General features: G+C 60.2%; 12 protein-coding genes. 8 read left to right on the top strand and 4 right to left on the bottom strand.

What is annotated here, in order from left to right; translation table 11 throughout:
* Nucleotides 1-152 precede the first annotated feature (152 nt).
* The 3 genes from fruB to fruA are packed head-to-tail and all read left to right on the top strand — an operon-like array spanning nt 153 to nt 3,932.
* A complete protein-coding gene (gene fruB / locus OXR61_RS11780; protein WP_021509265.1) occupies nt 153-1,283 on the top strand; it encodes a fused PTS fructose transporter subunit IIA/HPr protein in 1,131 nt (376 codons plus the stop codon).
* Nucleotides 1,280-2,218 carry a 1-phosphofructokinase gene (gene fruK / locus OXR61_RS11775; RefSeq protein WP_021509266.1) on the top strand — a complete coding sequence of 313 codons (939 nt, stop codon included), beginning with the start codon at nt 1,280-1,282 and terminating at the stop codon, nt 2,216-2,218. Before fruB ends, fruK begins: the two co-directional genes overlap by 4 nt.
* 16 nt (nt 2,219-2,234) lie before the next feature.
* The gene (gene fruA, locus OXR61_RS11770; RefSeq protein WP_021509267.1) at nt 2,235-3,932 is read left to right on the top strand and encodes a PTS fructose transporter subunit IIBC; all 1,698 of its coding nucleotides are present in this window, start codon (nt 2,235-2,237) and stop codon (nt 3,930-3,932) included.
* Between the two features lie 70 nt (nt 3,933-4,002).
* On the opposite strand, the gene nfo is transcribed toward fruA, so the two are convergent.
* Both nfo and OXR61_RS11760 read right to left on the bottom strand, forming a co-directional pair.
* Complete coding sequence (gene nfo / locus OXR61_RS11765) at nt 4,003-4,848, bottom strand: deoxyribonuclease IV (protein WP_021509268.1); 846 nt, start codon at nt 4,846-4,848, stop codon at nt 4,003-4,005.
* Nucleotides 4,849-4,904: 56 nt separating this feature from the next.
* Nucleotides 4,905-5,951 (bottom strand): YeiH family putative sulfate export transporter, encoded by a 1,047-nt coding sequence (locus OXR61_RS11760; protein WP_021509269.1) that lies wholly within the window; start codon nt 5,949-5,951, stop codon nt 4,905-4,907.
* 106 nt (nt 5,952-6,057) lie between these two features.
* On the opposite strand from OXR61_RS11760, the gene OXR61_RS11755 reads away from it, so the two are divergent.
* From OXR61_RS11755 to OXR61_RS11735, 5 genes are all read left to right on the top strand, one after another.
* Entirely contained in the window at nt 6,058-6,435 is a 378-nt protein-coding gene (locus OXR61_RS11755; protein WP_021509270.1) for a YkvA family protein, read from the top strand.
* Nucleotides 6,436-6,444: 9 nt separating this feature from the next.
* Nucleotides 6,445-7,311, top strand: coding sequence for a DNA-binding transcriptional regulator YeiE (gene yieE, locus OXR61_RS11750; RefSeq protein WP_021509271.1), 867 nt, complete (start codon nt 6,445-6,447; stop codon nt 7,309-7,311).
* A 136-nt stretch (nt 7,312-7,447) separates the two neighbouring features.
* Nucleotides 7,448-8,914, top strand: a complete 1,467-nt coding sequence (locus OXR61_RS11745; protein WP_021509272.1) for an amino acid permease — start codon at nt 7,448-7,450, stop codon at nt 8,912-8,914.
* A 595-nt stretch (nt 8,915-9,509) separates the two neighbouring features.
* Nucleotides 9,510-10,589, top strand: coding sequence for an iron ABC transporter permease (locus tag OXR61_RS11740; protein ID WP_021509273.1), 1,080 nt, complete (start codon nt 9,510-9,512; stop codon nt 10,587-10,589).
* Nucleotides 10,589-11,377 carry an ABC transporter ATP-binding protein gene (locus OXR61_RS11735; RefSeq protein ID WP_021509274.1) on the top strand — a complete coding sequence of 263 codons (789 nt, stop codon included), beginning with the start codon at nt 10,589-10,591 and terminating at the stop codon, nt 11,375-11,377. The genes OXR61_RS11740 and OXR61_RS11735 overlap by 1 nt, the downstream gene beginning before the upstream one ends.
* Nucleotides 11,378-11,424: 47 nt before the next feature.
* Here OXR61_RS11735 and fghA read toward each other — a convergent pair whose 3' ends face one another.
* Nucleotides 11,425-12,267: an S-formylglutathione hydrolase gene (gene fghA, locus OXR61_RS11730; RefSeq protein ID WP_021509275.1), complete on the bottom strand. Its 843-nt coding sequence runs from the start codon at nt 12,265-12,267 to the stop codon at nt 11,425-11,427.
* Nucleotides 12,268-12,279: 12 nt separating this feature from the next.
* A complete protein-coding gene (locus OXR61_RS11725; protein ID WP_021509276.1) occupies nt 12,280-13,404 on the bottom strand; it encodes an S-(hydroxymethyl)glutathione dehydrogenase/class III alcohol dehydrogenase in 1,125 nt (374 codons plus the stop codon).
* Nucleotides 13,405-13,417 lie beyond the last annotated feature (13 nt).

The raw sequence follows: 13,417 nt of genomic DNA, 5'->3' as shown, positions 1-13,417 counted from the left end.
ACGCCGATTGCGCATTTTCTTGCCTGTAATCGGGTGCTGTACCATATTCCCTGAAACGTTTCAGCGTTGTCCTCCCGGCTAAGTCCGTGTCGCACAGCGTATTTTTTCGCCATCAGGCTGAAACGATTCACTTTCAGCAAGCGAGGAGAAATATGTTCCAGCTCGAAGTTCAGGCCATTCACACCGGCGCCAGCGCGTCCGATAAAGAACAGGCCATTCGTCAGGTTGCCGCTGCGCTTACTGCGGCCGGAAATGTGGCCGAAGGCTACGTCGACGGCATGCTGGCGCGCGAACAGCAAACCACCACCTTTCTCGGCAACGGCATCGCCATTCCGCACGGCACCACCGATACCCGCGATCTGGTGCTGAAAACCGGCGTACAGGTTTATCAGTTCCCGCAGGGCGTGGACTGGGGCGATGGCCAGACGGCGTACGTCGCCATCGGCATTGCCGCCAAATCTGACGAGCACCTCGCGCTGCTGCGCCAGCTGACCCACGTATTAAGCGATGACAGCATCGCGGAGCAGCTGAAATCTGCCTCTGCTGAAGAGCTGCGCGCGCTGCTGATGGGTGAAAAGCAGGCCGCTGAATTCCAGTTCGATACGTCGCTGATCGCCACCGACGTGGCCGCCAGCGATCTGATGACGCTGCAGGCGCTGAACGCCGGTCGTCTGCAGGCGGCCGGTGCCGTCGACGCCAGCTTTGTCGCGGACGTCGTCTCGCACGCGCCGCTCAGCCTCGGTCAGGGCATCTGGCTGAGCGACAGCACGCACGGCAACCTCAACAGCGCGGTGGCAGTGAGCCGCAGCGCGACGCCGCTGACGCATCAGGGCGAACCGGTAGCGCTGCTGCTGACGGTCGCCGCCACCGATCAGCGCCCGCTTGAGGTGCTGGGCTACCTCAGCAATCTGCTGCTGAACAATCAGGCTGAACGCCTGCTGAAGGCGGACGCGGCAGGTATTCTCGCGCTGCTGACCAGCGAAGTTGATGAAGCTGCGGACGTCTTAACCGCGGAATTCACCATCCGCAACGAGCACGGTCTGCATGCGCGTCCGGGCACCGCGCTGGTGAGCGTGATCAAGCAATTCAACAGCGATATCACCGTGACCAATCTCGACGGCAGCGGTAAGCCGGCTAACGGGCGCAGCCTGATGAAGGTGGTCGCGCTGGGCGTGAAGAAAGGCCATCGTCTGCGTTTCACCGCCAGCGGTGACGATGCGCAGCAGGCACTGCACGCTATCGAAGAAGCCATTAATAGCGGTCTGGGCGAGGGGGCAGCATGAGTCGTCGCGTTGCCACTATCACCCTGAACCCGGCGTACGATCTGGTCGGCTACACGCCGGAGATCGAGCGCGGCGAAGTTAACCTGGTCAAAACCACCGGGCTGCACGCTGCGGGTAAAGGCATCAATGTCGCCAAAGTGCTGAAAGATCTCGGCATCGACGTCACCGTCGGCGGCTTCCTCGGTAAAGAGAATCAGGACGGCTTTCAGCAGCTGTTCAGCGAACTCGGTATCGCTAACCGTTTTCAGGTGGTGCAGGGCCGTACCCGCATTAACGTTAAGCTGACGGAAAAAGACGGCGACGTCACCGACCTCAACTTCTCAGGCTTTGACGTCACGCCACAGGACTGGGACCGCTTCACCGCCGACTCGCTGACCTGGCTGGGCCAGTTCGATATGGTGTGCGTCAGCGGCAGCCTGCCAGCCGGCGTTGCGCCGGACGCGTTCACCAAATGGATGAGCGATCTGCGCACCCACTGTCCGTGCATCATTTTTGACAGCAGCCGTGAAGCGCTGGTGGCCGGTCTGAAAGCAGCACCGTGGCTGGTAAAACCCAATCGCCGCGAGCTGGAGATCTGGGCCGGCCGCAAGCTGCCGACGCTGCAGGATGTGATTGACGCCGCGCACCAGCTGCGCGAGCAGGGCATTGCCCACGTCGTGATCTCCCTCGGTGCGGAAGGCGCGCTGTGGGTCAATGCCTCAGGCGAATGGATCGCCAAACCGCCTGCGTGTGAAGTGGTCAGCACCGTAGGCGCCGGAGATTCGATGGTTGGCGGCCTGATTTATGGCCTGCTGATGCGGGAATCCAGTGAACACACGCTGCGTCTGGCGACGGCGGTGGCGGCCATGGCCGTCAGCCAGAGCAACGTCGGCGTGACCGATCGTACCCAGTTGGCCGCGATGATGGCGCGCGTCGACTTACAACCCGTTAACTAACAGCAGGAGAGCGATAATGAAAACGCTGCTGATAAAAGATTCTTCACTCGGTCTGGCATCAGGCCATTTAGCCTCAGAACGTCTGCAGGCGGCGGCAGGGCAGGCGGGACTGACGCTGGTCGACAGCGCCGCGGACGCCGAACTGGTGCTGGTGATTGGCCAGCAGGTTACCGACAACGCGCAGCTCGCCGGCAAGTCCGTTGCCCTCGTGGACGTGCAGCAGGCGCTGCGCGATCCGCAGGCCGCGCTGGCGCTGGCTAAAGATGCGGCGCAACCGTGGCAGCCGGCTGCGGCAACCCCGGCGGCAAGCGCACCGGCGCAGAGCACCGGGCAGAAACGTATTGTGGCCGTCACCGCCTGTCCGACCGGCGTGGCGCATACCTTCATGGCAGCCGAGGCGATTGAGGCGGAAGCCAGCAAGCGCGGCTGGTGGGTAAAAGTGGAAACCCGCGGCTCAGTCGGCGCCGGCAACCCGATCACCCCGGAAGAAGTGGCGGCGGCCGATCTGGTGATCGTTGCGGCGGATATTGACGTTGATCTGGCGAAGTTTGCCGGCAAGCCGATGTACCGCACCTCCACCAGTCTGGCGCTGAAGAAAACCGCACAGGAGCTGGATAAAGCGCAGGCGGAAGCTAAAGTCTGGCAGCCTTCCGGCAACCAGGCGGCAGCCAGCCAGAGCGACAGCAAAGAGAAAGCCGGTGCCTATCGGCATCTGCTGACCGGCGTATCTTATATGCTGCCGATGGTGGTCGCCGGCGGTCTGAGCATTGCGCTGTCATTCGCCTTTGGGATTACCGCGTTTAAAGAGCAGGGCACCTTAGCCGCGGCGCTGATGCAGATCGGTGGCGGCAGCGCCTTTGCGCTGATGGTGCCGGTGCTGGCGGGCTTTATCGCCTTCTCGATTGCTGACCGTCCGGGCCTGACGCCGGGTCTGATTGGCGGCATGATCGCCACCAGCATCAACGCCGGTTTCCTTGGCGGCATCATCGCCGGTTTCATCGCCGGTTACGCCGCGAAACTGCTAAGCAGCAAAGTGAAGCTGCCGCAAAGTATGGAAGCGCTGAAGCCGATTCTGATCATTCCGCTGGTGGCCAGTCTGATTACCGGCCTGCTGATGATTTACGTGGTAGGCAAACCGGTTGCCGGCATCATGAGCGGCCTGACCAGCTGGCTGGCGAACATGGGCACCGCTAACGCGGTCCTGCTGGGCGCGATTCTGGGCGGCATGATGTGTACCGACATGGGCGGTCCGGTGAACAAAGTGGCTTACGCCTTTGGTGTTGGTCTGTTGAGTTCGCAAACCTACGCGCCGATGGCCGCGATCATGGCGGCCGGTATGGTGCCACCGCTGGCGATGGGGCTGGCAACGCTGGTAGCGCGTCGTAAGTTCAATAAAGGTCAGCAGGAGGGCGGTAAAGCCGCGCTGGTACTCGGCCTGTGCTTTATCTCCGAAGGTGCCATTCCGTTTGCGGCGCGAGATCCGATGCGCGTGCTGCCATGCTGTATCGTGGGTGGCGCAGTGACCGGTGCGATCTCCATGGCGATGGGTGCCAAACTGATGGCGCCGCACGGCGGGCTGTTCGTCCTGCTGATTCCAGGCGCCATTACCCCGGTGCTGGGTTACCTGCTGGCGATTGTGATTGGTACGCTGATTGCGGGTCTGGGCTATGCGATTCTGAAACGTCCGGAAGAGGAACTGGCCAAAGCCGCGTAACGGCAGCCAGGAACAACAAAGGGAGCCGCGGCTCCCTTTTTTTATTGGCGACAGGCCCCGGTGAAACCCGTTACGCCTGCTGCTCGGCCTTCAGCCAGGCAATTTCATCCTTCCAGATATCCGGATTGATGGTTTCGAGAATCATCGGGATACCGTCAAAACGCGCATCCTTCATCAGCCAGCTAAACGCGGTCTTGCCAATGTTGCCCTCGCCGAGGCTGTGATGGCGATCCACGCGGCTGCCGAGCGTACTTTTAGCATCGTTGAGGTGCATACCGCGCAGATACTGGAAGCCTACCACGCGCTCAAACTCGGCAAAGGTGGCTTCACAGTCGGCTTCGCTGCGTAAATCATATCCGCCAGCGAAGGCGTGGCAGGTGTCGATGCATACGCCGACGCGCGATTTATCCTCGACGTGGTCAATAATCGCCGCGAGGTGTTCAAAGCGGAAACCGAGGTTGCTGCCCTGACCGGCGGTATTCTCAATCACCGCTACCACGTTGTGGGTTTTATCCAGCGCAATGTTGATCGACTCGGCGATGCGCTTCAGGCAGGCATCTTCATCAATCTGCTGCAGGTGGCTGCCGGGATGGAAGTTGAGCAGCGTCAGACCAAGCTGTTCGGCGCGCTGCATCTCATCGATAAACGCCTCGCGCGATTTCTCCAGCGCGTCCATCACCGGATGGCCGAGGTTAATCAGATAGCTGTCGTGTGGCAGGATTTGCGCGGCGCTGAAGTTGTACTGATCGCAGGCGGTTTTAAAAGCGTCGATCACCTGCGCAGAGAGCGGCGCGGCTTTCCACTGGCGTTGATTTTTAGTGAACAGCGCAAAGGCTGTGGCTTCGATTTCATGGGCCCGGATCACTGCCTGGTCTACGCCGCCGGATGCGCTTACGTGTGCGCCGATATATTTCATGCCGCTCTCCTGAATGGGCGATTGCTGATGCAAAACGCCCATGATAGCGGATGCGCTTACGCCATGAAATGTTGCACCAGCACATTCAGTGCGCCGCCGCCGAGAATCAGCCAGATAAACATCAGCAGACCGAGCAGCAGCGGTTTGACGCCCGCCTGCTTCAGCGCGCCGAAACGGGTGGTTAAGCCCAGCGCCGCCATCGCCATCGCCAGCAGCAGATTCGCCAGCTGATTCAGTCCCGTTACCACCGGCGGTGGCAGCAGATGCAGCGAGTTAAACAGCGCCACCACAATAAACAACAAGGCAAACCACGGAAAGCGGATCGGCTGCTGTGCCTGACGTTGGTGGCTGCGCTGGCGCTGCAGCCAGCTGCCGAGGATCAGCAGAAACGGTGCCAGCATCATCACCCGCAGCATCTTGGCGATGACTGCCGTGTTCTCCGTTTCCGCGCCCATTGCATGGCCGGCCGCCACTACCTGCGCCACTTCGTGCAGCGTCGAGCCGGTAAAGACGCCAAAGTGCTGCGCGCTGACCTGCGGCAACAGCGTCCAGAGAAACGGGTACAGCACAATGCCGACGGTGCCAAACAGCACCACGGTGGCCACCGCGACCGCCACTTTCGACGGTGCGGCTTTGATCACCGGTTCACTTGCCAGCACCGCTGCCGCACCGCAAATGCTGCTGCCGGCACCAATCAGCCACACGGTTTCGCGATCCATTTTCAGTACACGGATGCCGATCAGGCAGGTGATCAGAAAGGTTGAGCTTAGCACCAGCACATCAATCAGCACGCCGCTGACGCCGACATCGGCGATCTGCTGCACGGTGATGCGGAAGCCGTAAAGAATGATGCCGAGTCGCAGCAGTCGCTGTTTGGCCAGCAGCACCCCACTGTCGCACGGGGTCGCAACGCGGGGATACAGGCTATTACCCAGCACGATGCCGATAATGATGGCCAGCGTCAGCGCGCCGAATCCCGCGCCCGCCAGCCACGGCTGACTGGCCAGCCACGCGGCACCTGCGGCGATGGCGGCGGTCAGCAGCAGTCCCGGCAGCCAGCGATGAACATGAAAAGGGGTTTTGTTGACGCTTAGTTCAGCCATAATACGCTTCTCCTCAGTGAGGCTTTAGCGTGCGCCTGGCTGGCTTAAAAGTGAAATTGATAATATATTTATAATCAACCGGAATAAGTGATAAGGAAGGGCAACAATGTTCATGCGCTTGCGCCGCTGGGCGAAGCTCATCAAACGGGACGTGCTGACGCTGTGGTTTGCCTGTCGCGATCCGCGTACGCCGTGGTGGTTTAAGCTGCTGGCGTTTGGCATCGTCGCTTATGCGCTCAGCCCCATCGATCTGATTCCGGACTTCATCCCGATTATTGGCCTGCTGGATGACGCGATTATCATCCCGCTTGGCGTGATGGTCCTGCTGCGTCTGCTGCCGCGCGACGTGCGCATCAGCAGCGCCGAACGCGCCGAGGTGCAACGGGCGCGCGGCAAAAAGATCGTCAGCTGGAGCGGCCTGATTCTGATGCTGCTGATCTGGCTGGCGGTGGTGATCTATCTGGTGAAGCGGTACGCCATGTAAGGAGCACGCATGCACATTACGCTGCGTCAGATTGAAGTGTTTACCGAGGTGCTGAAAAGCGGCTCCACCACTCAGGCCTCGCAGGTGCTGGCGCTGTCGCAGTCGGCGGTCAGCGCGGCCCTGGCCGATCTGGAAAGTCAGCTCGGTGTACAGCTGTTCGACCGCGTCGGTAAACGGCTGGTGCTCAACGAGCACGGCCGGCTGCTCTATCCGCGTGCGGTCGGGCTGCTGGAGCAGGCGATTGAGATCGAACAGCTGTTTAAAGAGGACAACGGAGCGATTCGCCTGTTTGCCAGCAGCACCATCGGCAACTATCTGCTGCCGGGGATGATCGCCGCGTATCGTCGCGATTTTCCCACGCTGCCGCTGGAGCTGAGCGTTGGCAACAGCCAGGACGCCATCAATGCGGTGGCCGATTTTCGCGTCGACATTGGCCTGATTGAAGGGCCGTGCCATGAGCCGGATATCATCAGCGAACCGTGGCTGGAAGATGAACTGGTGGTGTTCGCCGCGCCGGATGCGCCGCTGTTACGGCAGCCGGTGACGCTGGAGACGCTGGCCGCTGCGCCGTGGATCCTGCGTGAGCGCGGTTCCGGTACGCGTGAGATTGTCGATTACCTGCTGCTGTCGCACCTGCCGCAGTTTCAGCTGGGGATGGAGTTGGGCAACTCGGAGGCGATTAAACACGCGGTGCGCCACGGCATGGGCATCAGCTGCTTATCGCGCCGGGTGATTACCGATTTGCTGGAGGCGGGCACGCTGACGGAAGTCCCGGTGCCCCTGCCGCGCCTGACGCGCACCCTGTATCGCATCCATCACCGGCAGAAACATCTGTCGAAAGCGCTGAGCCGCTTCCTCGCCTATTGCCGGGAATAGCCGCAGTCTCCCCTGTGCTGTGGCTAATAATTCCCGGCCGATTATGAAGGTAACTAATAACCCGAGGCGAATGCTATACAGTGCAGGCTTTGCTGCTACAATCGCGCCTTATTTTTATCCAGCATAGCGTTTACACATGCATAATGACTCAAAAACAACACAACAACCTGGGCTGCGCCGTGAATTAAAAGCGCGCCATCTCACCATGATCGCCATTGGCGGTTCCATCGGCACCGGCCTGTTTGTCGCCTCGGGTGCCACTATCTCTCAGGCGGGTCCTGGCGGTGCGTTACTCTCCTACGCGCTGATCGGCCTGATGGTCTACTTCCTGATGACCAGCCTCGGCGAACTGGCGGCGTTTATGCCGGTCTCCGGTTCCTTTGCCACCTACGGCGCCAAATATGTCGAAGAGGGCTTTGGCTTCGCGCTGGGCTGGAACTACTGGTACAACTGGGCGGTGACCATCGCCGTTGACCTCGTCGCCTCACAGCTGGTGATGAACTACTGGTTCCCGGACACGCCAGGCTGGATCTGGAGCGCGCTGTTCCTTGGTCTGATGTTCCTGCTCAACTACATTTCGGTCAAAGGCTTCGGCGAGGCGGAATACTGGTTCTCACTGATCAAAGTCGCCACCGTTATCATTTTTATTGTGGTCGGTGTGCTGATGATTACCGGCATCCTGCGTGGCGCAGAAAATGCAGGCTGGCACAACTGGACGGTGGGAGATGCGCCGTTTGCCGGCGGGTTTGCGGCGATGATTGGCGTGGCGATGATTGTCGGCTTCTCCTTCCAGGGCACCGAACTGATCGGGATTGCCGCCGGTGAATCAGAAGACCCGGCGAAGAATATCCCGCGCGCGGTGCGCCAGGTGTTCTGGCGTATTCTGCTGTTCTATGTGTTCGCGATCCTGATCATCAGCCTGATTCTGCCGTATACCGATCCGCAGCTGCTGCATAACGATGTCACCGATATCAGCGTCAGCCCGTTCACGCTGGTGTTTCAGAATGCCGGTCTGCTGTCCGCGGCGGCGGTGATGAACGCGGTGATCCTGACGGCGGTGCTGTCGGCGGGTAACTCCGGCATGTACGCCTCAACGCGTATGCTGTTTAACCTGGCGCAGGAAGGCAAGGCACCGCGCATTTTTGCGAAACTGTCGAAAGGCGGCGTACCGCGCAATGCCCTGCTGGCGACCACGGTGGTGGCAGCGCTGTGCTTCCTGACCTCGAAATTTGGCAATCAGGAAGTGTACCTGTGGCTGCTGAATACCTCAGGGATGACCGGCTTTATCGCCTGGCTCGGCATTGCTATCAGCCATTATCGCTTCCGCCGCGGCTATGTGGCACAGGGGCTGAATCTGGCCGATCTGCCTTACCGCTCCGGCTTCTTCCCGCTGGGTCCGATGTTTGCGTTCGCGCTGTGTCTGATCATTACGCTGGGGCAGAATTATCAGGCATTTCTCGCCGATCGCATCGACTGGTACGGCGTAGCCGCAACCTATATCGGCATTCCGCTGTTCCTGGTGATCTGGCTGGGCTATAAGCTGACGCGCGGCACCCGCTTCGTGAAATACAGCGAGATGGAATTCCCTTCCTTTAAGCAGTAATGCCTGACAACGCGGCCTTGACGCGTTTTTGCGCGATGAATCGCGCCGCTACAAATCGGTGCAACCCTCTGTTGCGGCGCAATTTATTGCGCTGGCAAACAGGCAGTAGTGCCCGACAACGCGGCCTGGAGGCGTTTTTGCGCGATGAATCGCGCCGCTACAAATCGGTGTAACCCTCTGTAGCGGCGCAATTTATTGCGCTGGCAAACAGGCAGTAATGCCTGACAACGCTGCCTTGGGGCGTTTTGCGCGATGAATCGCGCCGCTACAAATCGGTGCAACCCTCTGTAGCGGCGCAATTTATTGCGCTGGTAAACAGGCAGTAATGCCTGACAACGCGGCCTGGTGGCGTTTTTTCGCGATGCATCGTGCCGCTACAAATCGGTGCAACCCTCTGTAGCGGCGCAATTTATTGCGCTGGCAAACAGGCAGCATTGCATGACAACGCGGCCGCGGCCGCGTTTTTTTGCGATTTATTACGCTATGCAAACCTGGCGCAAACCATTCGGGCTTTGTTACAGAGACAGCATTGATAATTATTATCACCTGCTCTATTGTGGCAGCCGTTATAAGGCGACAGGAAACAGGTAGAACAATGCGTAGTACGGACTCCGCGCTGGTGGCGGAACATGGCACCGAAGCCGATACCCTGACCCGTTATCGTCAGGTTCTGCGTCAGCGACTGCTGCTGATTGGTGTGCTGGTGCTGGCGATCCTCGCTTCAGTTATCCTCGATTTCACCCTTGGCCCGGCCGGCCTGACGCTCGACACGCTGTGGCAAACGCTGCTCCATCCCGCAGCGGTGGACGCTGGCACGCGCGTGATCGTCTGGGACATCCGTCTGCCGTATGCGCTGATGGCGGTGGTGGTCGGCTTCTCACTCGGCCTCGCCGGTGCAGAAATGCAGACCATCCTCAATAACCCGCTGGCCAGCCCGTTTACGCTCGGCGTCTCGTCGGCAGCGGCGTTTGGTGCCGCGCTGGCGATCATTCTCGGCATTGGTATTCCCGGCGTGCCGGACCAGTGGCTGATCTCCGCCAATGCCTTTGTCTTCGCCTTGTTTGCCGCGCTGATGCTGGATGGCATCACGCGCTGGACCAAAGTCTCAACCTCCGGCGTGGTGCTGTTTGGCATCGCGCTGGTGTTCACCTTTAACGCCCTGGTTTCGATGATGCAGTTCATCGCCAGCGAAGATACGCTGCAGGGCCTGGTGTTCTGGACCATGGGCAGTCTGGCGCGTGCCTCATGGGAAAAACTGGGCGTGCTGAGCGCCGCCTTTGCCATCCTGCTGCCATTCTCGATGCTCAGCAGCTTGAAACTCACGGCGCTGCGCCTTGGTGAAGATCGCGCGGTGAGCTTCGGCATTGATGTGCGGCGTCTGCGGCTGGCGACGCTGTTGCGCATCAGCATTCTCTCAGCGCTGGCGGTGGCATTCGTCGGCCCGATCGGCTTTATCGGCCTGGTCGCGCCGCACATTGCGCGCATGATGTTTGGTGAAGATCACCGCTACTATCTGCCGGCCAGTGCGCTGATCGGCGCGCTGGTGCTGTCGCTGGCGTCGGTGGCCTCGAAAAACCTCATTCCCGGCGTCATCATTCCGGTCGGCATCGTCACCTCGCTGGTGGGCGTGCCGTTCTTTCTCAGCATTATTCTGCGGCATCGGGGGACAGTGTGATGGAGCAGGGCTTACGCGTCAGCCACTTTTATGCCGGTTACCCGAAGCGGAACGTTATCGACGATCTCAATGTCACGCAGCTGCCACGCGGCAAAATCACCGTGCTGCTGGGGCCCAACGGCTGCGGCAAATCGACGCTGCTGCGCGCGCTGGCCGGTCTGAGCAAAGGGCAGGGCGAGCTGTGGCTCAATGGCGAAGAGCTGATGAGCCAGCCGTTTGCCCGGCGCGCGCAGCGCGTGGTCTATCTGCCGCAGACGCTGCCAGCCGGTGTGCATCTGCACGTGCTGGAGTCGATCATCGTGGCGCAGCGTGCCTCCGGTGGATTACACAGCGCCGCCAGTGAAGCGGAAATCATGCACCTGCTGGAGCAGCTGGGCATTGCCCACCTGGCGATGCGTTATCTCGATCAGCTGTCCGGTGGCCAGAAGCAGCTGGTCGGGCTGGCGCAGTCGCTGATTCGCCGTCCGGAACTGCTGCTGCTGGATGAACCGCTCAGCGCGCTGGATTTGAATTATCAGTTCCACGTGATGGATTTGGTGCGGCGCGAAACCCGGCTGCGCAACATGGTGACGGTGGTGGTGGTGCATGACATCAATATCGCGCTGCGTCATGCCGATCACGCGCTGATGCTGAAGCAGGGGCAACTGCTGGCCGACGGTGTGCCGTCGCAGGTGATTACGCCGGAGACGCTGGCGCAGGTGTATGGCGTGCGCGGCCGCATTGAGCACTGCTCACAGGGCATGCCGCAGGTAATGATTGATGGGCTGGTGGCGGAATCGCTGGCCTGACGCCAGACACGTTCTGCCCCTCAGCATCAGAGGGGCAGAAAAGTGCACTACGCCAGTAAATGCTGCGCGTGGAACCGCAGATGGTCCTCCACAAAGCTGGCGATAAAGAAGTAGCTGTGGTCATACCCCGGCTGGATACGCAGCTCCAGCGGGAAGTTCTGCTCGCGCGCCACTGCTTCCAGCCGCTCCGGGCGTAGCTGATCGGCGAGGAACTGATCGCTATCGCCCTGATCGATCAGCACCGGCAGGCGATGTTCAGCGTTCTGCATCAGCAGGCAGCTATCCCACTCGCGCCACGTCTGGCGATCGTCGCCCAGATAGGCGGCAAAGGCTTTCTGTCCCCACGGCACTTCGGTCGGATTGACGATTGGCGCAAACGCGGACGCCGACGCAAAGCGCCCGCCGAGGCGCAGCGCCAGCACCAGCGCGCCGTGGCCGCCCATCGAATGCCCCATTACCGACTGGCGATCGCTCAGCTTGAAGTTATCCGCCACCAGTGCCGGCAGCTCCTCGCTGAGATAATCGAACATGCGATAATGTGCCGCCCACGGTTGCTGCGTGGCGTTGAGATAAAACCCGGCACCCTGGCCCAGATCGTACCCGCTGTCATTGGCCACTGCATCGCCGCGCGGGCTGGTGTCCGGCATAATCAGCACCAGACCGAGTTCGGCCGCCACGCGCTGCGCACCGGCTTTGGTGGTGAAGTTCTCATCGTTGCAGGTCAACCCGGCGAGAAACCACACCACCGGCGGTGGCGCGTCGTCGCGCGGCGGTGGCAGAAAAATGCTGAACGTCATCGGGCAGTTGAGCACGGCCGACTGATGACGCCAGCGCTGCTGCCAGCCGCCAAAAATACGGTGTTCTTCCAGCAGCTCCAGAGTGGATGCCATGTCGCCTCCTGCTTATTTATTAAAATGCACCACGGAACGGATCGATTTGCCTTCATGCATCAGCTCAAATGCCTCGTTGATCTCTTCCAGCGGCATGGTGTGGGTGATGAAATCATTCAGCGCAAACTTACCGTCGAGGTAATCCTGCACGATGCCCGGCAGCTGAGTGCGTCCTTTCACGCCGCCAAACGCCGACCCGCGCCATACGCGACCGGTAACCAGCTGGAATGGTCGGGTAGATATCTCTTCGCCGGCACCGGCAACGCCAATAATCACTGATTCGCCCCAGCCTTTATGGCAGCACTCCAGCGCGGAACGCATCACGTTGACGTTACCGATACACTCAAACGAGAAGTCCACGCCGCCGTCGGTCATCTCGACGATAACCTCCTGAATTGGCTTAGCAAAATCTTTCGGATTAACCAGGTCGGTTGCGCCCAGTTTGCGCGCCAGGTCAAACTTGCTGGTATTGATATCAATACCGATGATGCGACCGGCCTTGGCCATTTTCGCCCCAATGATCGCCGACAGGCCAATACCGCCGAGGCCGAAAATCGCCACGGTGTCGCCTTCTTTCACTTTGGCGGTATTCATCACCGCGCCCATGCCGGTGGTCACGCCACAGCCAAGCAGGCACACTTCTTCCAGCGGCGCTTCTTTGCTGATTTTCGCCAGGGAGATTTCCGGTACGACGGTGTACTCAGAGAAGGTCGAGGTGCCCATGTAATGGAAGATTGGCTTGCCGTCTTTGAAGAAGCGGGTGGTGCCGTCGGGCATCAGCCCTTTGCCCTGCGTGGTGCGGATTGCCTGACACAGGTTGGTTTTGCCGGAGAGACAGAATTTACACTTGCCGCACTCTGGCGTGTACAGCGGGATCACGTGATCGCCGACCGCTACGCTGGTAACGCCTTCGCCCACCGCTTCAACCACGCCGCCACCTTCGTGACCGAGGATCGCCGGGAATACGCCTTCCGGATCTTTACCTGACAGGGTGTAAGCATCGGTATGGCACACGCCGGTGGCAACGATACGCACCAGCACTTCCCCTTTCTGTGGCGGCATCAGATCCACTTCTTCAATCTTCAGCGGTTCGCCAGCAGCCCAGGCCACGGCCGCGCGGGTTTTAATCATGTTCATGCAATCCCTCTTC

Origin of the sequence: Pantoea sp. GM_Pan_4, from assembly GCF_026541005.1 — a bacterium.
Classification (GTDB): Bacteria; Pseudomonadota; Gammaproteobacteria; order Enterobacterales; family Enterobacteriaceae; genus Pantoea; species Pantoea dispersa.
The sequence above is the reverse complement of the archived record's forward strand: the minus strand, read 5'-3'. Positions and strand labels throughout refer to the sequence as shown.

Bases quoted from the DNA above. Each gene is read 5' to 3' on its own strand.
- OXR61_RS11740 (WP_021509273.1), top strand. From the start codon at position 9,510: ATGCGTAGTACGGACTCCGCGCTGGTGGCGGAACATGGCACCGAAGCC.
- fruA (WP_021509267.1), top strand. From the start codon at position 2,235: ATGAAAACGCTGCTGATAAAAGATTCTTCACTCGGTCTGGCATCAGGC.
- OXR61_RS11725 (WP_021509276.1), bottom strand. From the start codon at position 13,404: ATGAACATGATTAAAACCCGCGCGGCCGTGGCCTGGGCTGCTGGCGAA.
- OXR61_RS11760 (WP_021509269.1), bottom strand. From the start codon at position 5,951: ATGGCTGAACTAAGCGTCAACAAAACCCCTTTTCATGTTCATCGCTGG.
- OXR61_RS11755 (WP_021509270.1), top strand. From the start codon at position 6,058: ATGTTCATGCGCTTGCGCCGCTGGGCGAAGCTCATCAAACGGGACGTG.
- yieE (WP_021509271.1), top strand. From the start codon at position 6,445: ATGCACATTACGCTGCGTCAGATTGAAGTGTTTACCGAGGTGCTGAAA.
- fruB (WP_021509265.1), top strand. From the start codon at position 153: ATGTTCCAGCTCGAAGTTCAGGCCATTCACACCGGCGCCAGCGCGTCC.
- nfo (WP_021509268.1), bottom strand. From the start codon at position 4,848: ATGAAATATATCGGCGCACACGTAAGCGCATCCGGCGGCGTAGACCAG.
- OXR61_RS11745 (WP_021509272.1), top strand. From the start codon at position 7,448: ATGCATAATGACTCAAAAACAACACAACAACCTGGGCTGCGCCGTGAA.
- fruK (WP_021509266.1), top strand. From the start codon at position 1,280: ATGAGTCGTCGCGTTGCCACTATCACCCTGAACCCGGCGTACGATCTG.
- fghA (WP_021509275.1), bottom strand. From the start codon at position 12,267: ATGGCATCCACTCTGGAGCTGCTGGAAGAACACCGTATTTTTGGCGGC.
- OXR61_RS11735 (WP_021509274.1), top strand. From the start codon at position 10,589: ATGGAGCAGGGCTTACGCGTCAGCCACTTTTATGCCGGTTACCCGAAG.